Below are 20,665 nucleotides of genomic sequence, written 5' to 3'. Positions count from 1 at the left end.
CCGGCTCGACAGGTCCGGTGCCTACTTGTTGAGCACACCGTAGAAGGCGACTTTGATCACGTCGTCGGCGAGGCTGTCCGCCGTCATCGCGCCACCGGGCCGGAACCACTCCACGATCGAGTTGATCATGCCGAACAGCAGCCGGGTGGTGGTGCGCGCGTCAACGTCGCTGCGCAACGACCCCTCGCTGCGCGCCTCGTCGACCAGCGCGGCCACGGCGCGGTCGAAGGTGCGTCGCCGCTCCATCGCGAGCCGCTCGATGTCGGTGTTGCCGCGCAGCCGCACCAGGAGCGTGACGAACGGCAGGCGCTCGGTGAGCACGCCGACGGCGCTGCGGAGCACGAACTCCAGACGCTCGCCGCTACTGCCGGTGCGTGCCCGAGGGTCGTCGAGGATGGCCTCCAGGCCGCCGAGCGCTTCGTCCAGCGCGAGTTCGAGCAGGTGCTCCTTGCCGGAGACGTGGTGGTAGATCGCCGACTTGGTCAGTCCAAGGTTCTCGGCGAGCACGCCCATCGACGTCGCGTCGTAGCCGTGCTGGTTGAAGACCTCCACCGCGACCCGCAGGATGGACGCCCGGTCGTGCCGGATGCGTTCCAGTCCGGTGGCCGCGCTAGGCATGGTTTGGAAGTTCGCGCACTCGCCTGCTGTGCCCGCGGAACTCCGCCACGACGCGGCCGGCGGCGCACACCTGCACGTCATAGATGCCGCTGCGGCCGCGCATCGAGCGCACCTGTGCGGTCGCGGTCAGTTCCTGGCCGACCCAGGTGGGAGAGAAGTAGGTGATTTCGGCGCCGGAGGACACGGTGACGCTGCCCTCCGCATTGCAGGCCATCGCAAAGGCCGTGTCGGCCAGGGTGAACACCAGGCCGCCGTGGGCGATCCCGTGCCCGTTGGCCATGTCCTCGCGGACGACCATGGTGACCACGGCGTGGCCCTGGCTCATCTCGACCACCTGCATCCCGAGCAGCTGCGTCGAGGCGCGATCGTCCCGCAGCATCGTCTGGGGAGGTCGGTAATCCTCGGTGACTTCGCCGGACACGTCGCCCGCGGTAGCATCGGCCATCTCGTTGACACCTCTTCTCGTCGAATGTATCCTAGCCAGATATGCCATACTAAACGAACGGTCGGTTAGTTGACCGGTTGAATGGTCAGACGAAATCAATGCTGAGGTGATCTGATGGCTCCCACTCCCGCCGTTGACGAAGCCGCCGGACAGGCGCGGTTCGACGAACTGATCGCCGCGGACCAGCGGGTGGAACCGACCGACTGGATGCCGGACGGCTATCGGCACACCCTGGTCCGGCAGATGTCGCAGCACGCGCACTCCGAGATCATCGGCATGCAGCCGGAGGGTAACTGGATCACGCGCGCACCCAGTCTCAAACGCAAGGCCATCCTGATGGCGAAGGTGCAGGACGAGGCCGGGCACGGCCTCTACCTGTACTCGGCGGCGCAGACCCTCGGCGTCACCAGGGACACCATGACCGCCGACCTCATCTCCGGCAAGGCCAAGTACTCGTCGATCTTCAACTACCCCACGCCCACCTGGGCCGACATGGGGTCGATCGGCTGGCTCGTCGACGGCGCCGCCATCTGCAACCAGGTGCCGCTGTGCCGCGCCTCCTACGCCCCGTACGGGCGAGCGATGGTGCGCATCTGCAAGGAGGAATCGTTCCACCAGCGGCAGGGCTTTGAAATCCTGCTCGAGCTGATGCACGGCACCCCGGCGCAGCAGGAGATGGCCCAAGAATCGGTGAACCGCTGGTACGCGCCGGCGCTGATGATGTTTGGGCCGCCGGACGGCGACTCGCCGAACTCGGCCCAGAGCATGGCCTGGAACATCAAGCGGTTCAGCAACGACGATCTGCGCCAGCGGTTCGTCGACATGATCGTGCCGCAGGCCGAGGTGCTCGGCGTGACCTTCCCCGACCCCGACCTGAAGTGGAACGAGGACACCGGGCACTGGGACTACGGACCGCTGGACTGGGACGAGTTCAAGCGGGTGCTGCGCGGCGGCGGCGCCTGCAATGCCGTGCGGATGGAGAACCGGCGTGCGGCGCACGAAAACGGCGCCTGGGTGCGCGAGGCCGCCGCCGAATACGCCCGCAAGACCGCAGCATCCGAAAGGCTGGCGTCGTGAGCAGTCCGGGCCAAGCCGCCGGCCAGCACGAGGAATGGCCGCTCTGGGAGGTGTTCATCCGCTCCTCTCGTGGGCTGTCGCACGTGCACGCGGGTTCGCTGCACGCGCCGGATGCCACCATGGCGGTCCGCAACGCCCGCGACCTGTACACCCGCCGTAACGAAGGCGTCTCGGTGTGGGTCGTCCCCGCCGACGCGATCACCGCATCCGACCCCGACGCGCGCGGCGCGTTCTTCGAGTCGCCGCAGGGCAAGGACTACCGGCATGCCACCTACTACACCAAGTCGGAGGGGGTGCGGCACCTGTGAACACGCCCAGCACCGGCGTCCAGGGAGCGCTGACACCGGAGAAGATTGCCGCGCAGACGTCGGTCGACGGCCACCTGCCGACCGATGCCGTGGCGCGCTACGCGCTGGGTCTCGGTGACGACGCCCTCATCCTCGCGCAGCGCCTCGGCGCCTGGATCGCCCACGCCCCGGAGCTGGAGGAGGATGTCGCCCTGGCGAACATCGCCCTCGATCAGATCGGCCATGCCCGGTCGTTTTTGAGTTTCGCCGCGCTCGCCTGGAACAAGACCGAGGACGACCTGGCCTACTTCAGGGGCGAACGCGAGTTCACCAGCCTGCACCTGTTCGAGCAGCCGAACGGCGACTTCGCGCGCACCATCGCCCGGCAGTTGGTCGCCTCGCACTACCAGTACGAGCTGTACCGCCGGCTCACCGACTCCGCCGAGCCGACCCTCGCCGCGATCGCCGCGAAAGCGGTCAAGGAAGTCGACTACCACCGGGACCACAGCGTGCAGTGGGTGCTGCGGTTGGGCATCGGCACCGAGGAATCGCATCGGCGGATGGTCGCCGGACTTGCGGTGACCTGGCCGTACGTCGACGAGCTGTTCCGCGACGATCCCGTCATCGACGAGGTCGGCGCGATCGGCGAATCGGACGGCGTCGCGGTGCGGCCGTCGGAACTGCGCGCCGACTTCGACCGCGTTGTCTCAGGCGTGCTTGCCGAGGCTGGGCTTGAGGTGCCGGCGGGCTTCGTCGCCCTGGGCGGCGGGCGCACCGGCGCGCACTCGGAGTATCTCGGGCCGTTGTTGGCGGAAATGCAGGTGCTCGCGCGCGAGCATCCAGGAGCGAGTTGGTGATGATGCAGACCTTGATGGTGGATGAACGCACACCGCGTGAGATCGTGGCGGACGAGCGCACCGCCCGGCCCAGGCCGGATGACCCGGCGGCGCGGGCCGTCTGGGACGTCGCCGCCACGGTGTGCGACCCCGAACTGCCGGTGCTCACGATCGAGGACCTCGGCGTCTTGCGCGAGGCATCCGTCGTCGACGGCGTGGCGCGGGTGTCGATCACGCCGACCTACTCTGGCTGCCCGGCGATCGCCTCGATGGCCACCGATGTTCGCAAGGCCCTCGTCGCGGCCGGCTACGCCGAGCCTGTGGTCACCACCGTGCTCGCCCCGGCCTGGACCAGCGACTGGATGTCCGAGGACGGCAAACGCAAGCTCGAGGAATTCGGGATCGCGCCTCCCGTGGCCAGGGCCGGGGTCTGCCCGATCCGGGCCGCGATCGCCGTGCCGTGCCCGCAGTGCGGATCCCGCGACACCCGTCAGCAGTCCCGATTCGGGGCGGCACCCTGCCGCGCGCTGTACGTCTGCCAGAACTGCCACGAGCCGTTCGACTACTTCAAGGTGCACTGAGCGTGGCAGGACCCACCACAGCCGACCGTCAGCGCAAACGGGCCAGGTTCCATCCGCTCACCGTCCGGGCCGTGCGCCGGCTCACCGAGGACTCGATCGAGGTCACCTTCGACGTGCCGGAGGCGCTCGCTGACGAGTACGACTTCGAGCCCGGCCAGTACCTCGCCCTTCGTGGCCGGGTCGCGGGAAGGGACATGCGCCGCAGCTATTCGATCTGCTCGTCTCCGGTGCCGGGGGAGGTGCGCGTCGCGATCAAACGGGATATCGGCGGCGTGTTCTCGAGCTGGGCGAACCAGTCACTGCACGCCGGCGATGTGCTCGAGGTGATGAGCCCGCAGGGCACGTTCACCACCGACATCGATCCGGCCAGCACCAAGCACTACGCCGCGGTCGTCGCCGGAAGCGGCGTGACCCCGATCATGGCGCTCACCCGCAGCATCCTGAACACGGCGCCGCACGCCAAATTCAGCCTGCTCTACTCGAATCGCACCGCCATGGACGTGATGTTCCTCGAGGAACTCGCCGACTTGAAGGACCGGTACCCCTCCCGGTTCGGCCTGTACCACGTGCTCACGCGCGAGGTGCGCAACTCGGAGCTGATGTCCGGCCGGCTCGACGCGCAGCGGCTCGCCCTGTTCCTGCAGCACCTGCTGCGGCCCGGCGACGTCGACGAATGGTTCCTCTGCGGCCCGTTCGAACTCGTGCAACTCTGCCGCGACACCCTTGCCGAAGCCGGAGTACCGCGGGAGAACGTGCATTTCGAGCTGTTCACCACCGACCGCCCTGAATTCACCGGGCCGCCGCCGGTGCTTCCCATCGACGAGGGCGCCGGAGTGCGCACCATCAACTTCACCCTGGATGGCCGCACCGCGTCGATCACCACCGCGGCGCACGGCCGGGAGACGATCCTCAGCGCCGCGCTGCGGGTGCGTCCCGATGTGCCCTTCGCCTGCGCAGGCGGGGTGTGTGGCACCTGCCGGGCCAAGCTCACCGCCGGAACGATCGAGATGGACGAGAACTACGCGCTCGAGCCGGAGGAACTCGCCGCCGGTTACATCCTCACCTGCCAGTCGCATCCGACCAGCGATAGCGTCTCTGTGAACTACGACCACTAGGAGCGCCATGTCCATGATCGAGTTGGCCGTCACCGGCGACGTGGCCGAAATCACGCTGCGGGCACCCGAGAAGTTGAACTCCCTGGACGAGGAGGCACTCGCCGACCTCGACGCCGCATACCGGCAGGCCGAGGACGCGCAGGTTCGCGCGCTGCTGCTGCGCGGTGAGGGCCGCGCGTTCTGCGCGGGGCGGGACATCTCGAAGCTCGATCCGGCCGCGGACGACGCGTCGCACTACCTCACGGATGCCACCCTGCCGGTGCTGCGCAGAATGGCCGCGTTCCCCGCCCCGACCTTCGCTGCCGCTCAGGGCGCCTGCCTGGGGGTCGGCCTGGGTCTGCTGATCGCGACGGATGTGGTCTACGTCGCCGAGAAGGCCAAGTTCGGCTCCCCGTTTGCGAACCTCGGCGCCGCGCTGGACTCCGGCGGGCACGCGCTGTTCTTCGAACGGCTCGGCGCGCACCGGGCGCTCGATTTGATCTACACCGCCGACCTGATGTCCGGCGCCGAGGCCGTCGCCGCCGGACTGTTCAGCCGCGTCGTGCCGGATGACGAGCTGCTGGATTTCACCCGCGGCAAGGTGGCCGCGGCGGCTTCCGGCGCCACCGCCGCGTTCCTGGCCAGCAAGAAGCTCATCGCGCGACTGCGCGACGAGCGGATCGGCCTGTGGGCATCCGTCGCGGCCGAGAACACCGTGCAGGGCGACCTCAGTCGCACCGCCGACTACCGGGAGGGCTTCGAGGCCTTCCAGCACAAGCGGCCACCGCTCTTCCGCGGTCGGTAGCAGGCCCTAGCCGCCTTCTGAACCCGGCCTTCTGCACCCGGCCTTCTGGACCCGTTTCAAGGAGATTCTGACCTGCGGATGCCCGACATCAGGCATCCGGGGATCTCAGGCACAGAAACTCCGTGAGACGGGTTCACACGCACCCGGTTGGCGGCGCGTGTCTAGCGCAATTTCGCCGGGAAGGGAACCCGTAGCAGCGGCAAAAAGTCGGCGGTTAGGATGCCTCGGTCGGCGGGCATGAACGCCGGCGCGTGGAAGGCAGAAGCAGTTGTGGGAGGCATCCCGCAGGCATCAATACTCCCTTCCGCGGCCAGGTCTTACAAAGGAGTACATCGTGAAAAAGCCCCTCATCACCGCCGCGGTCTGCGCGTCGCTTCTGGCGTCGGTCGCCGTCGCCGCTCCCGCATCCGCCCACAACCGAAGCGGTCCACCGCCATGGACCGCCGGCACCCCGGTTACCGTGACCACCGGCCTCGTTTCGCCACTGAGCCTGGATGTTGCCCGCAACGGCTTCTCCTATCTCAGCCAGAATTTCGCAGGGCTCGTCACTCAAGTCGACCACCGCGGCACAGCGTCCGTCATTGCCAGCGCCCCAGGCTTTGAAACCGGCGCCGTGTCCAGCAGGAACGGGACCGTGTACTACGCGGTCGTCGCGCAGGACCACTCGAGTGCCGCCCTGATGGCACGATCGAGCAATGGCACAGTGCGGCAGGTGGCCGACCTGTGGGCGCACGAAAACAGCGAGAACCCGGATTCGGTGAACGCCTACGGTTTCGAGGGCCTCAGTGAAGACTGCATCGCGCAGTTCCCGGCTCCGGGACCCATGGAGAACCCGCCGGCCTACACCGGAATCGTCGACACACACCCGTATGCTTCGCTCGCCCTCGCGGATGCGATCTACGTCGCCGATGCCGGCGCGAACGCGATCTGGCGGGTCGGCTATGACGGAACTGTCACCACGGTGGCGGTGTTGCCGCCGACCGCGCCCACCTTTGTCACCGCGGAACTGGCCTCCGCATTCGGATTCCCCGCCTGCGCGGCAGGACATAACTACCGGTTCGAGCCGGTGCCCACCGATGTCGAGTTGGGCCCGAACGGCTGGCTGTACGTGACCTCGCTGCCAGGAGGCCCCGAGGACGCGAGCCTGGGCGCCCGCGGCGCGGTGCTCAAGGTCAATCCGCACACCGGCAAGATCGCCACGGTGGCAACCGGATTCACCGGCTCGACCGGGCTGGCCGTGTCGCCGCGGACGGGCACGGTGTACGTCGCCGAACTGTTCGGCGGTCCGGATGGCACCGGCCAGGTCTCCGTCGTATGGCCCGGCGCGAACACGCCGACACCGCTGATCGCCCTGTCGGCGCCCGCCGCGATCGAACTACGGCACGGCACACTGTATGTCACGACCGATGCGCTGACGGACGGCAAGCTCACCCTTGTCCCGCTCAGCAGAAGCGGTCACAGCGAGGACGACGGCAACTAATCGCCCCCGGCCAGCCGAAGTCCCCAACTCGGCACCCGCCCTCTCAAGGGCCCATCTCAAGGAGTTTCTGACCTCCGGATGCCTGGCCGCAGGCATCCGGAGGCCGTTGCGACAAGAACTCCTTGAGATGGGGGCTCCACGAGCGGGTTCTAAGAGACGGGTGTGCTGGGTGCCGTGCGGGTGGAGCCGGGCGCTGACGGGTTACAGGTCGGCCAGCAGCGTGACCGGGTTCTCGATACACCGGGCGATGAACCCGATGAACTGCGACGGGATGTCGCCATCGCAGACCCGGTGATCGAACACGAGCGACAGCACGACCACCTTACGAACCGCAAGTTCACCGTCGACGACCCACGGCCGGTCGGTGATCCGGCCGATGCCCAGGATGGCGACCTCGGGATGGTTGATGATCGCCGCCGAGCCGTCGACGCCGAAGCCGCCGTAGTTGTTCAGCGTGAAGGTTCCACCCCGCAATTGCTCGGCCGGGAAGGTGCCGTTGCGGGCACGGTCCCCGAGCTGCCCGATGCTGGCGCGCAGCCGGTCGGTAGTGAGCGATCCCGCGTCCTGCACCACCGGAACCATCAGGCCGTGCGGCGTCTGGGCGGCGATTCCCAGGTTGATTCTGGCGTGCTGCACGATCTCGCCCGCCGCAGAGTCGACCGACGAATTCAGGATCGGATAGCGCTTCAGACCCGCCACCACGAACCTGGCGATCAGGGTGTTCACACTCCAGCGATCTCCGGTGGACTGTTGCAAATAGTTCTTCGCCGCGATGAGCGCCGTCGCGTCGACGTCCAGCCAGATGGTCGCCTCCGGGATTTCCCGACGCGAGAGGCTCATCTTCTCCGCCACCAGCTTGCGCACTCCGGCGATCGGGATGCGCGTGTCGCCCGCGGCGGATGGAGCGGAGGCCAACGCAGCGATGTGCGACTGCACGTCGGACCGCAGCACGAGCGAGCCGGCCCCGCTGCCGGCGAGGTCGCTCGCATTGAAGCCGTGATCTTTTGCGAGCTTGCGCACCAGCGGCGACACCACGGGGGAGCGCCGCGGAGCAGGCGGGGCGGTGTCCGGCCTGCCGATGCTGTCGCCGCGGATGCTGTCACGGCGCGCGCCGAACCGGCCGCGCGGGGTCGGCCGGGCAGTGCGCGAACGTTCCGGCAATCCGTATCCGATCAGCACGGCACCGGATGCCGTGGCAGGTTGCGCTGCGACAGAAGCCGCCGGCTCCCGCAACGCGGTCCCGGGGACGGCCTCAACTACCTCCGGTGCGGCGTCGCTCCTTGTGCTCTCAACCGGCTTGCTCGCTGTCTCGCTGATGCTCAGCAATGGCTCGCCGGCCCACACGGTCTGCCCGGCAGCATGGTGCAGCGACTCCACGACACCGGCGAACGGGCTGGGCAACTCGACAACCGACTTCGCCGACTCGACCTCAACGACCGGCTGGTCGACGGCCACCGTGTCGCCCGGTGCCACCAGCCACCCGACGATCTCGGCCTCGGTCAGCCCCTCACCGAGATCGGGGAGCAGGAACTGCCGGCTCATCGGATGTCCCACTCCCAGGTGTTCAGCGCGTTCAGGATGCGCTCCGGCGTCGGCAGGTAGAACTCCTCGTACTTGGGGGCGGGGTAGGGGATGTCGAATCCGGTGATCCGCAGGATCGGCGCCGCCAGATGGTAGAACTCGCGCTCGGTGACCCGCGCGGCCACCTCGGCGCCGTAACCGCCGAACTGGGCGGCCTCGTGGAGCACTGCCGCCCTGGAAGTCTTGCGCACGGATGCGCCGACCGTTTCGTCGTCGAACGGCGACAGGCTGCGCAGGTCGATGACCTCGACCGAAAGGTCCTCCGCGTCGGCGAGCTCCGCCGTTTCCAGCGCGGTGGCCACCGTCGGCCCGTACGCGATCAGCGTGACGTCGCTACCCTCGCGCACGACCCGGGCGCGCGTCATCGGCTCGCAGGTCACCGGCAGCGTCACAGTCTGCTTCGACCAGTACCGGCTCTTGGGCTCCATGAAGATCACCGGGTCATCGCTGTCGATGGCCTCGCGCAGCATCGAGTAGGCATCCGCCGGGTTGGACGGGGTGACCACGGTGAGTCCCGGCGTGTGGGTCCAGTACGCCTCGGAGGAGTCGGAGTGGTGCTCGACTCCGCCGATACCGCCGGCGCACGGGATGCGGATGACGATGGGCAGCGCCACCCGCCCGCGGGTGCGGTTGCGCATCTTCGCGACGTGGGAGACGATCTGCTCGAACGCCGGAAAACTGAACGCGTCGAACTGCATCTCGACGACCGGACGCATCCCGTACATCGCCATGCCGATCGCGGTGCCGACGATCCCTGCCTCGGCCAGTGGGGAGTCCCAGACTCGGTCGTCACCGAACTGCGCATTCAGCTTGTCGGTGATGCGGAACACGCCGCCGAGCGGGCCGACGTCCTCTCCGAACACGACCACATCCGGGTTCGCGGCAAGTGCATCGCGCAGCGCGGCGTTCAGCGCGCCGGACATGGTGATGCTCGGCTCGGCGGTGGGGGTGGCTGCTGCGGTGGCGGATGCGCTCATCGCTGGTCCGATTCCGCTGCGGCCAGCTCGGCGGCCAGCAGGTCGCGCTGCTCCAGCAGGCTGGGCCGAGTGGCCGCGTAAACGTTCTCGAACAGTTCCATCGGATCAATGGGTGCCGCCGTGTTCATGGCGTCGCGGGTCGCGGCGGCCAGTTCCTCGGCCTCGGCCGCGATCGCCTCTCGATCCTCGTCGCAGAGTATCTGCTCCGACACGAGGTACTTCTCCAGCCGCTCGATCGGGTCGCGACCCTTCCACTTGGCCACCTCGCGGGGGTCGCGGTACCGGGACGGGTCGTCCGAGTTGGTGTGCGCCTCGACCCGGTAGGTGAGGCACTCCACGATGGTGGGGCCCTTGCCGCTGCGGGCCTTGTGCAGCGCCGCGGACACGACGGCATACACGGCCGCGACGTCATTCCCGTCCACGTAGTGACCCTGGATGCCGTACCCGATCGCGCGATCCGAGATCGCGCGGGCGCGGGTCTGCTTGGCCAACGGCACGCTGATCGCGAACTGGTTGTTCTGCACCACGAAGACCGCGGGAACCTGCCACACCCCGGCGAAGTTGAACGCCTCGTGGGTGTCACCCTCGCTCGAGGCGCCATCCCCGACGAACGCGAGCGCCGCGATCGGATCGCGCCTCAGCTTCGCCGCCTTGGCCACGCCGACCGCGTGCAGCGTCTGGGTGGCCAGCGGAGTGGCCTGGATGCTGGTGCGGTGCTGCATCGGGTCATAGCCGCAGTGCCAATCGCCGCGGAAGCCGGCCAGCAGTTCGCCGATTTCGATCCCGCGAGTGAGCACCGCAATGCTGTCCCTATAAGTGGGGAACAGCCAGTCGGTCGGCTCCAGCGCCACCGTCGCGCCGATCTCGCAACCTTCCTGGCCGAGTGCCGACGGGTAGGTCGCGAGCCGGCCCTGCCTGGTCAACGCGGTGACTTGAAGGTCAAACCGGCGTGCCAGCACCATCCGCCGGTAGAGCAGTTTCAGCGTCTGCGCGTCGGGCAGAGCGAAGCCTCCGGTCAGCGCCGGATCGGCGACGTGGCCCGCGTCGTCGATGAGGCGGATCGGCTGTGCGCTGGGCAGCCGGACGGCATCCTTGGTCTCCGCTTTGAGGGTCATAACCACCATGGTGGGCCCCCGCACGAGCGGCCACCAACGTCCGCGAAGAGTTCGGCACAGTTGGCCGCTAGGGGCGATGGAATGGGCCGTTTGTCCGCCCTGCGACGGCTACAGCTGCCAAGCGTCCGTGGAGTCCTGGGGCGCGGTTCCGGCCATTTCCTCGAGGATCACATATGAGTGAGTGGATGCAACGCCGGGGATGCTGCGGATGCGCCGCAGGATCGTCTCCGACAGCTGTTCGTGGTCCGGTGCGCTCACCGTGAGCAGGATGTCGATGTCGCCGCTGAGCGCCTGCGCCTTCTCCACGAACGGCAGCGCCACCAGCGCCGCGGAGACGCTCGGCCAGTCGGCGTCGACCTTGACCATCACCACGGCCGTGAGATTGAGGCCGAGCGCCTGCCGGTCGACGGTCGCGGCAAATCCGGTGATCACCCCGTGTTCCAGCAGCGCACCCAGCCTGGTGTGTGCGGAGGTGCGGGAGATGTGCACACGCTCGGCCAGTGTGCGCAGCGAGAGCCGGGCATCCTGGCCCAGTTCCGCGATGATCCGCCGGTCGACCCGGTCGAGCGCGAACTTGCCCGATGCCATGGCGATCTCCTCAGTTCCGGTCTCGGCAAGCGTAACGCAGCACGGCCGGAGCCGGCGCGAGGCCTTCGGTAAAGTGAACGGGTGCCCACACGACTGTCCCATCTCTTTGTCCGTACCCTCCGTGAAGATCCCGCCGACGCCGAAGTGACCAGCCACCGGCTGCTGGTGCGCGCCGGTTACATCCGTCGTCAGGCGCCAGGCGTGTTCGCGTGGCTGCCGCTCGGACTCAAGGTGCGGCGCAAGATCGAAACGGTGATCCGCGAGGAGATGGAGTCCGCCGGCGCGCAAGAGGTGCATTTTCCGGCGCTGCTGCCGCGCGAACCATACGAGGAAACCGGCCGCTGGACGGAGTACGGCGACGGCATCTTCCGGCTCAAGGACCGCAAGGGCGCCGATTACCTGCTCGCGCCCACCCACGAGGAGGTGTTCACGCTGCTCGTGAAAGACCTCTATTCCTCCTACAAAGACCTGCCGCTGTCGATCTACCAGATACAGGACAAATACCGTGACGAGGCACGGCCCCGGGCCGGGCTGCTGCGCGGTCGTGAGTTCTCGATGAAGGATGCCTACTCCTTCGACTACACCGACGCCGGCCTCGACCTCTCCTACGAGAAGCAGCGCGACGCCTATGAGCGGATCTTCGGCCGCCTGGGTCTCGACTATGTCATCGTGCAGGCGGATGCCGGCGCCATGGGCGGTTCCCGCAGCGAGGAGTTCCTGCACCCGACCCCGATCGGCGAGGACACCTTCGTGAGCTCGGAGGGCGGCTACGCGGCGAACGTCGAGGCGTTCACCACCCTGGCGCCGCCGGCCCGCTCGTTCGACAACCTGGGCCCGGCCCGGGTGTTCGATACCCCGGATTCGCCGACCATTGCCACGCTCGTGGATGGGGCGAACGCGAATCATCCCCGCTCGGACGGTCGAGCCTGGACCGGGGCGGACACGCTCAAGAACGTCGTGCTGGCGCTCACGTCGCTGGACGGTGCCCGCGAACTCGTGGTCGTCGGCCTGCCCGGGGACCGAGAAGTGGACCTGAAGCGTGCCGAGGTGGCGTTCGCACCCGCCGCCGTCGAAGCAGCCACCGATGCGGACTTCGCGCGGTTCGACAAGCTAGTGGAGCGTGCCGGGCTCGTGAAGGGCTACATCGGGCCGTGGTCTCAGGCCGGCGCGGTCTTGGGCGAAAAGTCGGCAACCGGCATCCGCTATCTGCTCGACCCGCGGGTGAGCGTTGGCTCCGATTGGATCACCGGCGCCAACGAACACGGCAAGCACGTCTTCGGCTTGGTCGCCGGGCGTGATTTCAGCGCGGATGGCACGGTGGAGGTGGCCGAGGTGCGCGACGGCGACCCGGCGCCGGATGGCTCGGGACCGATCCGCACCCGGCGCGGCATGGAGATCGGTCACGTGTTCCAACTCGGGCGCAAGTATGCCGAGGCGCTCGGCCTCAAGGTGCTCGACCCGAACGGCAAGCTCGTCACCGTGACGATGGGCTCCTACGGTATCGGGGTCACCCGCATCCTGGCGGTCATCGCCGAGGCCAACAACGACGCCAAGGGCCTGGTCTGGCCGCGGGAGGTCAGCCCGTTCGACGTGCACGTGGTCGCCGCCACGAAGGAACCGGTGGTCTACGAGGCCGCAGAGAAACTCGTCGCCGAACTCGAGGCCGCCGGCAACGACGTGCTCTTCGACGACAGGCTCAAGGTGTCGCCCGGGGTCAAGTTCGGCGACGCCGAACTGATCGGGGTGCCGCTCATCGTCATTGTCGGCAAGGGCGCCGCCGACGGCATCGTCGAGCTGTGGGACCGCCGCACCGGCCAGCGCGACAGCCTGTCGCCCGCCGAGGTGCTCTCCCGCCTCGCCGCCCTGTAACAGCTCCCCACCAGGCTTCCCGACCAGTACTTAATCCCGTTTCACAATCCCGTTTCACGGAGATTCTGTACGTCCGGCCCCTGCCGACAGGCATCCGGGCCGGTCTGAGACAAAAACTCCGTGAAACGGTGTTGACCACACGGCGGCGTGGGCCGTCGCGGCCGGCCCCGTGGTTTCTGGTGTGCTGGCCGGAGCGGGGCTGTACCTCGGCGAAGAACGGATGCGAAGCATGACCGGGCTGCCTCCGGTACCGTAGAGGGAGACTTCGGTGGGCGCGTCCCACCAGGCAATGAGAAATGAATAGTGGAGGCACTCGGTGGACATCGACCTGAGCGTGCTGCGGCTCATGGAGCGCGAACGCGAAATCCCCTTCGATGAACTGGTGGCCATCATCGAACAGGCCATTCTGACGGCGTACCTGAAGCACACCGGACAGCTCGAACACAAGGAAGGCGTCGCCCCCGCGCGGGTCGAATTGGACCGCAAGAGCGGGCACATCGCCATTTACGTCCCGGAGTTCGACGACGACGGCGTGAAGATTGGCGAGGCAGAGGATTCGCCGAGTGATTTCACCAGGGTCGGCGCGTTCGCCGCAAAACAAGTGATCAACCAGCGGTTGCGGGACATCGCCGACGACCACGTGCTGGGCGAGTTCAAGGGCCGAGAAGGCGACATCGTCGCCGGGATCATCCAGCAGGGCCCGAACCCCCGCATGATCCACGTCGACCTCGGCACGATCGAGGCCATCCTGCCCCCGGAGGAACAAGTTCCCGGAGAGGAATATACGCACGGATCCCGTATCCGGGTGTATGTCACCAGCGTGAGCAAGGGACTCAAGGGCCCATCGATCACCGTCTCCCGCACGCACCCGTCCCTCGTACGGAAGCTCTTCGCGCTTGAAGTCCCGGAGATCGCCAGCGGCGTCGTCGAGATCATCTCCTTGGCCCGGGAGGCGGGCCACCGCACCAAGATCGCGGTACGGGCCAACGAACCGGGAGTGAACGCGAAGGGCGCCTGCATCGGCGAACTAGGCCAACGGGTGCGCGCGGTCACCGCAGAACTCAACAACGAGAAGATCGACATCGTCGACTACAACGCCGACCTGGCCACCTTCGTCGCCAACGCGCTGTCGCCGGCGAAAGTGACCTCGGCGTTCGTCATCGACCAATCGATGAAGGCGGTGCGCGCGCTCGTGCCGGACTACCAGCTGTCGCTCGCGATCGGCAAGGAGGGCCAAAACGCCCGCCTGGCCGCGAAACTCACCGGCGCCCGCATCGACATCCAACCGGATTCCATCCTCGAAGGTTGAGCGGAACATCCTGCGTTAGTATGGAACACGTAAGAACCTGCCTTGGCTGCCGAGCCCGCGCCGACAGATCCTCCCTGACGAGGGTTGTCGCGCGAAACGGTGAGGTGGTGGTGGATCGCTCCGCCACCCTTCCCGGTCGAGGCGCCTGGGTGCACCCCACCCTCGGATGCGTTGAGAAAGCCCTGACGCGCAAAGCCTTCGGGCGAGCGTTGCGGACGGATGGCGCAGTCGTGGTGAGTGCGGCCACGGCGCAGCAGTTGAAGCAGGCAGTACATCCAACCGAAGTACCACCACCAGTCGGAACCCGCCCGAGCGAGAACAAATCGCCCGAGCGTTCCATGAAGAACAGGCTGAACGGCACAGTGAACCTCTAATGAGTGACAACTAATGAGTGGCTCGAAATGAGTCCGGTCCGCAGATAACGGCTTTCTCCTCTCGGGAGTTGGCCCGAGACAGGAGAAAAGTGGCAAAACCACGCGTGCACGAGATCGCAGCAGAACTCGGCATAGACAGCAAGACCGCCTTGGCGAAGCTCAAGGAAATGGGCGAATTCGTCAAGGGTCCGTCCTCGAGCGTTGAACCGCCCGTCGCCCGCAAACTTAAGGCGGCCCTCGCCGCCGACGGCATCACCGCAGCCCCGAAGGCCCCGGCCGCACCCGCTCCCGCGGCGCCGACCGCGGCGCCGACCCCGGCTCCCGCGCCCGCTCCGAAGGTTGCCGAGGCCAAGGCCGCAGAGTCCGTCGCCGTCGAGACCCCCGCGGCCGTGTCGCATCCGGAACCGGCAGCAACACCGGCACCGGCAGCGGAAACGACCAACAAACCGGGCGGCACCGCCACCCCGGCGCCCTCCGGCATCCCGCGCCCTGGCCAGCCGCGCCCCGGCAACAACCCGTACGCCAGCACGCAGGGCATGCACCGTCCTGGCACCCCGCGGCCCGGCAATAACCCATACGCGAGCACGCAGGGCATGCAGTCCCGGCCGTCGACCGGCATCCCGCGCCCAGGAGCCCCCCGCCCGAGCGCCCCGCGCCCCGGCTCACCGCGCCCAGGAGCCCCCCGCCCAGGAGGCTTCACCCCGCGCCCCGGCGCAGCAGCACGACCGGGCGGCGCCCGCACCGGCGGCTTCCGCCCCGGAGCACCGGGCGGGGCCCCATCGGGCTTCGCCGGCCGGCCAGGCGGCGGCGGTCGCGGTCGCGGCCCCGGTGGCGGCACCGCTGGCGCCTTCGGTCGCGGCGGCGGCCGGTCCAAGGCCCGCAAGTCGAAGCGTACGAAGAGAGCAGAGTTCGAACAGCGCGAGGCCCCATCGCTGGGCGGCGTCAGCGTCCCCCGCGGCGACGGATCGACCGTGATCCGGATGCGCCGCGGCGCGTCGATCACCGACTTCGCCGACAAGATCGACACGAGCCCAGGCAACCTGGTCACCGTCCTGTTCCACCTCGGGCAGATGGCCACGGCCACCGAATCGCTCGACGAGGCGACCTTCGAGATCCTCGGCGACGAGCTCGGCTACAAGGTGCAAATGGTCTCCCCGGAGGATGAGGACCGCGAGCTGCTCGCCGGCTTCGACCTCGATCTCGACCAGGAACTGGAAGACGAGAGCGACGAAGACCTGGAGATCAGGCCTCCCGTGGTGACCGTCATGGGCCACGTCGACCACGGCAAGACCCGGCTGCTGGACGCCATCCGGAACGCGAACGTTGTCGCAGTGGAAGCCGGCGGCATCACCCAGCACATCGGCGCCTACCAGGTGATCACCGAACACGATGGACTCGAGAGAGCCATCACCTTCATCGACACACCAGGCCACGAGGCGTTCACCGCCATGCGTGCCCGCGGTGCGCAGGTCACCGACATCGCGATCCTCGTGGTCGCCGCCGACGACGGAATCATGCCGCAGACAATTGAGGCACTCAACCACGCCCAGGCAGCAAACGTGCCGATCGTGGTCGCGGTGAACAAGATCGACAAGCCCAGCGCCAACCCGGCCAAGGTGCGCCAACAGCTCACCGAATTCGGCCTGGTGGCGGAGGAGTACGGCGGGGACACAATGTTCATCGACGTGTCGGCGCTCAACAAGATCGGCATCCCCGAGCTTCTCGAGGCCGTGCTGCTGACCGCGGATGCCGGGCTCGATTTGCGCGCGAATCCGAACAAGGATGCGCGCGGCGTGGCCATCGAGGCGAAACTCGACAAGGGCCGCGGCGCGGTGGCGACAGTGCTCATCCAGTCCGGAACCCTCGAGGTCGGAGATCCGATCGTGGCGGGAACCGCCTACGGCCGGGTGCGCGCCATGTTCGACGAGAACGGCGACAACGTCGAGTTCGCCACCCCGGCGCGTCCGGTGGCGGTGCTCGGGTTGACCTCGGTTCCCCGAGCCGGCGACACCTTCCTGGTCACCGACGACGACCGCACCGCTCGGCAGATCGCCGAGAAGCGCGAGGCAGCTGAGCGCAACGCCCTGCTGGCCCGCAGCCGCAAGCGGATCAGCCTCGAAGACTTCACCAGGGCCCTGGAAGAGGGCAAGGTCGAATCGCTCAACCTCATCATCAAGGGTGACGTTTCCGGTGCCGTCGAGGCATTGGAGGAGTCACTGCTCAAGATCGAGGTCGACGAGTCGGTGCAGCTGCGGATCATCCACCGCGGCGTCGGCGCGGTCACGGAAAGCGACATCAACCTCGCCACCGTCGACAACGCCATCATCATCGGCTTCAACGTGCGCCCCGACCCGAAGGCCCGCGACCGCGCCGCCAGGGAAGGCGTGGACGTGCGCTTCTACTCGGTGATTTACAACGCGCTCGAGGATGTCGAGAATGCCTTGAAGGGTATGCTCAAGCCCGAGTTCGAAGAGGTGCAGTCCGGTGTCGCCGAAGTGCGCGAGATCTTCCGCTCCTCGAAGTTCGGCAACATCGCCGGTGTCATCGTGCGCAGCGGAACGATCACCCGCAACGCGAAGGCGCGGGTCATCCGCGACGGCGTTGTGGTGGGCGACAACCTCGCCATCGAGTCGTTGCGTCGGTTCAAAGATGACGTCACCGAGGTCAAGACCGACTTCGAGTGCGGTATCGGCCTCGGCAAGTTCAACGACATCCGGATCGGCGACGAGATCGAGACCATCGAGCTGAAAGAGAAGCCGCGGCCGTAACGCACCCGGTGGCGTCCGGTGGTCGAGCCTCGCTCGACCACCGGTGTAGGCCCCGGTGGTCGAGCCGCGTCGAGACCCCCGATCGAAGAACTGAACGCGAGGAGAGAGACATGGCTGACCCAGCCCGCGCCGCCAAAATGGCGGACCGCATCAAGGTGATCGTCGCCAAGCGCCTGGAGCGTGGTCTGAAGGATCCGCGGCTGGGCTTCGTCACCATCACGGATGTGAAGGTGACCGGCGACCTGCAGCACGCCTCGGTGTTCTACACCGTGTACGGCACGGAGGAGGAGCGCGCGGATTCTGCCGCGGCGCTGAAGTCGGCGACCGGCATGTTCCGCAGCGAGGTGGGCAAGAACATCACCGCACGGCTCACCCCGTCGCTCGAGTTCATTGCCGACGCGATCCCGGAGACCGCCGCGCACATGGAACGACTGCTGGCCGAAGCGCGGGCCCGCGACGGCGAGACCGCCACCCTCAAGGAGGGCGCGAGCTACGCCGGCGATGAAGATCCGTACGTCAAGCCGCGCGTCATCGACGAAGACTAGCCGCAGCGAAACTGGGCTAGTTTGTCGGCATGACAATGCCTACGCGCCACATCAGCACATCGATCGCCCGGCCGTTCCGCGAGGTCTACGAGTTCGCGTCTCATCCGGAAAACCTGCCGCGGTGGGCGGCGGGGCTGACCGGCGCCATCTCGAACATCGACGGGGCCTGGATCGCCGAGTCCGGCCTGGGGAAGGTGAGAATTCAGTTCGCCGCGCCCAACGAGTTCGGCGTGTTGGACCACACGGTGACGCTGGCCTCCGGTGAGACGTTCGACAATCCAATGCGCACCTTTCGCAACGGCGACGGCAGCGAGGTGGTCTTCACCCTGTTCCGCCGCGCCGAAGTCGACGACGAGGCGTTCGAAACGGATGCCGCCGCCATCGCACGCGATCTGGCCACCCTTAAGGCGCTGATGGAGTCCTAGCCCCAGTCCTAGCCCCTGGCGGTCGTCACGGAAGCCGGTAACCGTCGCCGACCGGGACAGCGAGCCCATCCGCCACCAGCCCGGCCAGCGCGCGATCGCGTTGTGCGGCATCCGGCCACAGCGCCTCCAGGTCCACACCGGGGACCGCGCGTTCCACCGCCCGCAACTCATGCAGGATGATGCCGCGCACCTGACGGTCGCTGCCCTCGTAGCGTTTCTGCACCGCCCGGCGCGCCCCGGTGTATTGCGGGTATCCGGCCTGCCGCCAGGCGCAGAGCCCGGCGATCGGGCACGCCTGACACCGCGGCGAGGAGGCCGTGCACACCAGAGCGCCAAGCTCCATCATCCCCGCGTTGAAACGCTGGGCGGCCGGCGGGTCCTCCGGCAACAACGCAGCCATCGCAGCCAGGTCGCGCGCGGTGGACGGCGGCGCCGGCTGCTCCTGTCCGCCGATCGCTCTGGCCAGCACCCGCCGCACGTTCGTGTCCACCACCGGACACCGCGTGCCGTACGCGAAAGCGGCGACCGCGCGGGCGGTGTAGTCCCCGATGCCGGGCAGGGCCAGCAGGTCCTCGATCGAATCGGGTACGACGCCGCCGTGCCGCTCGACGATGGCCACCGCGCAGGCGTGCAGGCGCAACGCGCGTCTCGGGTAGCCGAGCCTGCCCCAGGCGCGCACCGCTTCGCCGGCGGGTTCGGCGGCGAGGTCCGTCGGGCTCGGCCAGCGCCGCAGCCACTGTGCCAGCGGGTCGATCACCCGCAGCGCGGGGGTCTGCTGCAGCATCACCTCGCTGACCAGGATGCCCCACGGCGAAAACTCCGGCCGGCGCCACGGCAGGTCCCGGGCGGCGTCTGCGAACCAGTCGGTCACCAGGGAGTCGATGTGCATGCCATCGACGCTAGCGGTTGGACCTGGGTCACCCGGCGATCCACGGCATACACTGAAATCATGGCTCGATGGGCACCGGCGAAGAAAGATCAGCTCCAGGCACTGGCCGAGGAGATCCTGCACAACTACGGCCAAGGTCGCTCGATCATCGCCGTCGACGGCCCATCCGGCGCCGGCACGAAGCAGTTCGCCGACGACCTCGCGGAGGAATTCCGCCGTCGCGGCAGGTCGGTGTTCCGGGCCGCTCTGGACGACTTCCACCGCTCCAGAAAGGAGCGCGAGCGCGACGGCTGGTTCTCACCACGCGCGTTCTACGATGAGTCCTTCGACTATTCGCTGTTCCGACGCATCCTCGTCGACCCGTTCCGTACGGCGGGCAGCACCGGATTCGTGCTGGCCGGATACGACGAGGAGCGCGACCAGGTCATCCACCAGCCGAAATGGATCACCGCTGGCGCCGACGCCCTGCTGATCGTGGACGGGTTGTTCCTCAACCGCGGAGACCTGGCCGGACTGTGGAACTACTCGATCTGGCTGACCGTGAGCCAAGACGTCGCCCTTGCCCGGATCACCGCCACCGGCGTCGACCCCACGGGCGAGCTGGCGCAGCGCGGCACGGGAGCGGATGCGCTCTACCAGGCCGATGCGGATCCCAGCGAGAAGGCATCGGCGATCATCGACAACACCGACCCTGACCATCCGCGGCGGGTGTTTGCCGACTCCTGCTGATTCGGGCAAACCGGCTCCCGCGCTTCCGCCTGGAATCTTCGGTGGTCGAGCCTGGACGCCACTGAGCTTGTCGAAGTGTCCAGACCAGTTCGTCGAGTTAGCCGGCTTGTCGTTGTAGTTTGCGCATGAGCAGGCTTTTGCTCTGTAGTGGGATGGGTGTCTGTTCGGGGTCGGGGCCTGGTGGTGGGATGAGCCAGTAGTTGCTGCCTACTCGGGTGATTCGCCAGCCGTTGTTGTGCAGGGTGAGGTGGTGGAATCGGCAGAGGCAGACCC

21 protein-coding genes are annotated in these 20,665 nt (G+C 67.7%); 14 read left to right on the top strand and 7 right to left on the bottom strand.

The features are described 5' to 3' along the window. Positions 1-21: 21 nt before the first annotated feature. Positions 22-618, bottom strand: coding sequence for a TetR/AcrR family transcriptional regulator (locus ABFX56_RS11790; RefSeq protein ID WP_346233534.1), 597 nt, complete (start codon positions 616-618; stop codon positions 22-24). Then, a complete protein-coding gene (paaI, locus tag ABFX56_RS11785) occupies positions 611-1,063 on the bottom strand; it encodes a hydroxyphenylacetyl-CoA thioesterase PaaI (protein WP_346233533.1) in 453 nt (150 codons plus the stop codon). Before paaI ends, ABFX56_RS11790 begins: the two co-directional genes overlap by 8 nt. A gap of 114 nt (positions 1,064-1,177) precedes the next feature. Here paaI and paaA point away from each other — a divergent pair, with 114 nt between their 5' ends. The 7 genes from paaA to ABFX56_RS11750 all read left to right on the top strand — a co-directional run bounded on the left by paaA (position 1,178) and on the right by ABFX56_RS11750 (position 7,223). Beyond that, positions 1,178-2,140, top strand: a complete 963-nt coding sequence (paaA, locus tag ABFX56_RS11780) for a 1,2-phenylacetyl-CoA epoxidase subunit PaaA (RefSeq protein ID WP_346233532.1) — start codon at positions 1,178-1,180, stop codon at positions 2,138-2,140. Beyond that, entirely contained in the window at positions 2,137-2,448 is a 312-nt protein-coding gene (paaB, locus tag ABFX56_RS11775; RefSeq protein WP_346233531.1) for a 1,2-phenylacetyl-CoA epoxidase subunit PaaB, read from the top strand. Before paaA ends, paaB begins: the two co-directional genes overlap by 4 nt. Then, positions 2,445-3,284, top strand: a complete 840-nt coding sequence (gene paaC / locus ABFX56_RS11770) for a 1,2-phenylacetyl-CoA epoxidase subunit PaaC (protein WP_428834441.1) — start codon at positions 2,445-2,447, stop codon at positions 3,282-3,284. Before paaB ends, paaC begins: the two co-directional genes overlap by 4 nt. Positions 3,285-3,298: 14 nt before the next feature. Further along, a complete protein-coding gene (paaD, locus tag ABFX56_RS11765; protein WP_428834447.1) occupies positions 3,299-3,844 on the top strand; it encodes a 1,2-phenylacetyl-CoA epoxidase subunit PaaD in 546 nt (181 codons plus the stop codon). 2 nt (positions 3,845-3,846) lie between these two features. Then, positions 3,847-4,959: a 1,2-phenylacetyl-CoA epoxidase subunit PaaE gene (gene paaE / locus ABFX56_RS11760; RefSeq protein ID WP_346233529.1), complete on the top strand. Its 1,113-nt coding sequence runs from the start codon at positions 3,847-3,849 to the stop codon at positions 4,957-4,959. A 13-nt stretch (positions 4,960-4,972) separates the two neighbouring features. Beyond that, on the top strand, positions 4,973-5,743 hold the full coding sequence (locus ABFX56_RS11755) for an enoyl-CoA hydratase/isomerase family protein (RefSeq protein WP_346233786.1): 771 nt from the start codon (positions 4,973-4,975) through the stop codon (positions 5,741-5,743). A gap of 334 nt (positions 5,744-6,077) precedes the next feature. Beyond that, a complete protein-coding gene (locus ABFX56_RS11750; RefSeq protein ID WP_346233528.1) occupies positions 6,078-7,223 on the top strand; it encodes a ScyD/ScyE family protein in 1,146 nt (381 codons plus the stop codon). A gap of 201 nt (positions 7,224-7,424) precedes the next feature. On the opposite strand, the gene ABFX56_RS11745 is transcribed toward ABFX56_RS11750, so the two are convergent. The 4 genes from ABFX56_RS11745 to ABFX56_RS11730 form a co-directional block, all read right to left on the bottom strand. Continuing rightward, the gene (locus tag ABFX56_RS11745) at positions 7,425-8,765 is read right to left on the bottom strand and encodes a dihydrolipoamide acetyltransferase family protein (protein ID WP_346233527.1); all 1,341 of its coding nucleotides are present in this window, start codon (positions 8,763-8,765) and stop codon (positions 7,425-7,427) included. Then, positions 8,762-9,781: an alpha-ketoacid dehydrogenase subunit beta gene (locus ABFX56_RS11740; RefSeq protein WP_346233526.1), complete on the bottom strand. Its 1,020-nt coding sequence runs from the start codon at positions 9,779-9,781 to the stop codon at positions 8,762-8,764. Before ABFX56_RS11740 ends, ABFX56_RS11745 begins: the two co-directional genes overlap by 4 nt. Continuing rightward, the gene (gene pdhA, locus ABFX56_RS11735) at positions 9,778-10,896 is read right to left on the bottom strand and encodes a pyruvate dehydrogenase (acetyl-transferring) E1 component subunit alpha (protein ID WP_346233525.1); all 1,119 of its coding nucleotides are present in this window, start codon (positions 10,894-10,896) and stop codon (positions 9,778-9,780) included. The genes ABFX56_RS11740 and pdhA overlap by 4 nt, the downstream gene beginning before the upstream one ends. A gap of 108 nt (positions 10,897-11,004) precedes the next feature. Continuing rightward, the gene (locus ABFX56_RS11730) at positions 11,005-11,484 is read right to left on the bottom strand and encodes an Lrp/AsnC family transcriptional regulator (protein ID WP_346233524.1); all 480 of its coding nucleotides are present in this window, start codon (positions 11,482-11,484) and stop codon (positions 11,005-11,007) included. An 81-nt stretch (positions 11,485-11,565) separates the two neighbouring features. On the opposite strand from ABFX56_RS11730, the gene ABFX56_RS11725 reads away from it, so the two are divergent. From ABFX56_RS11725 to ABFX56_RS11700, 6 genes are all read left to right on the top strand, one after another. Beyond that, a complete protein-coding gene (locus ABFX56_RS11725; RefSeq protein ID WP_346233523.1) occupies positions 11,566-13,353 on the top strand; it encodes a proline--tRNA ligase in 1,788 nt (595 codons plus the stop codon). Between the two features lie 316 nt (positions 13,354-13,669). Then, a complete protein-coding gene (nusA, locus tag ABFX56_RS11720; protein WP_346233522.1) occupies positions 13,670-14,662 on the top strand; it encodes a transcription termination factor NusA in 993 nt (330 codons plus the stop codon). Positions 14,663-14,682: 20 nt separating this feature from the next. Then, positions 14,683-15,036, top strand: coding sequence for a YlxR family protein (locus ABFX56_RS11715; protein ID WP_346233521.1), 354 nt, complete (start codon positions 14,683-14,685; stop codon positions 15,034-15,036). 89 nt (positions 15,037-15,125) lie between these two features. Further along, entirely contained in the window at positions 15,126-17,804 is a 2,679-nt protein-coding gene (infB, locus tag ABFX56_RS11710) for a translation initiation factor IF-2 (protein ID WP_346233520.1), read from the top strand. 110 nt (positions 17,805-17,914) lie between these two features. After that, positions 17,915-18,349, top strand: a complete 435-nt coding sequence (rbfA, locus tag ABFX56_RS11705) for a 30S ribosome-binding factor RbfA (RefSeq protein WP_346233519.1) — start codon at positions 17,915-17,917, stop codon at positions 18,347-18,349. A 29-nt stretch (positions 18,350-18,378) separates the two neighbouring features. Beyond that, a complete protein-coding gene (locus tag ABFX56_RS11700) occupies positions 18,379-18,774 on the top strand; it encodes an SRPBCC family protein (RefSeq protein ID WP_346233518.1) in 396 nt (131 codons plus the stop codon). A gap of 25 nt (positions 18,775-18,799) precedes the next feature. Here ABFX56_RS11700 and ABFX56_RS11695 read toward each other — a convergent pair whose 3' ends face one another. Next, complete coding sequence (locus tag ABFX56_RS11695) at positions 18,800-19,663, bottom strand: HhH-GPD family protein (protein WP_346233517.1); 864 nt, start codon at positions 19,661-19,663, stop codon at positions 18,800-18,802. A gap of 60 nt (positions 19,664-19,723) precedes the next feature. On the opposite strand from ABFX56_RS11695, the gene ABFX56_RS11690 reads away from it, so the two are divergent. Further along, positions 19,724-20,392: a nucleoside/nucleotide kinase family protein gene (locus ABFX56_RS11690; protein ID WP_346233516.1), complete on the top strand. Its 669-nt coding sequence runs from the start codon at positions 19,724-19,726 to the stop codon at positions 20,390-20,392. The last annotated feature ends 273 nt before the right edge of the window (positions 20,393-20,665 follow it).

Source organism: Parafrigoribacterium mesophilum (genome assembly GCF_039652555.1).
Lineage (GTDB): Bacteria > Actinomycetota > Actinomycetes > Actinomycetales > Microbacteriaceae > Parafrigoribacterium > Parafrigoribacterium mesophilum.
The sequence above is the reverse complement of the archived record's forward strand: the minus strand, read 5'-3'. Positions and strand labels throughout refer to the sequence as shown.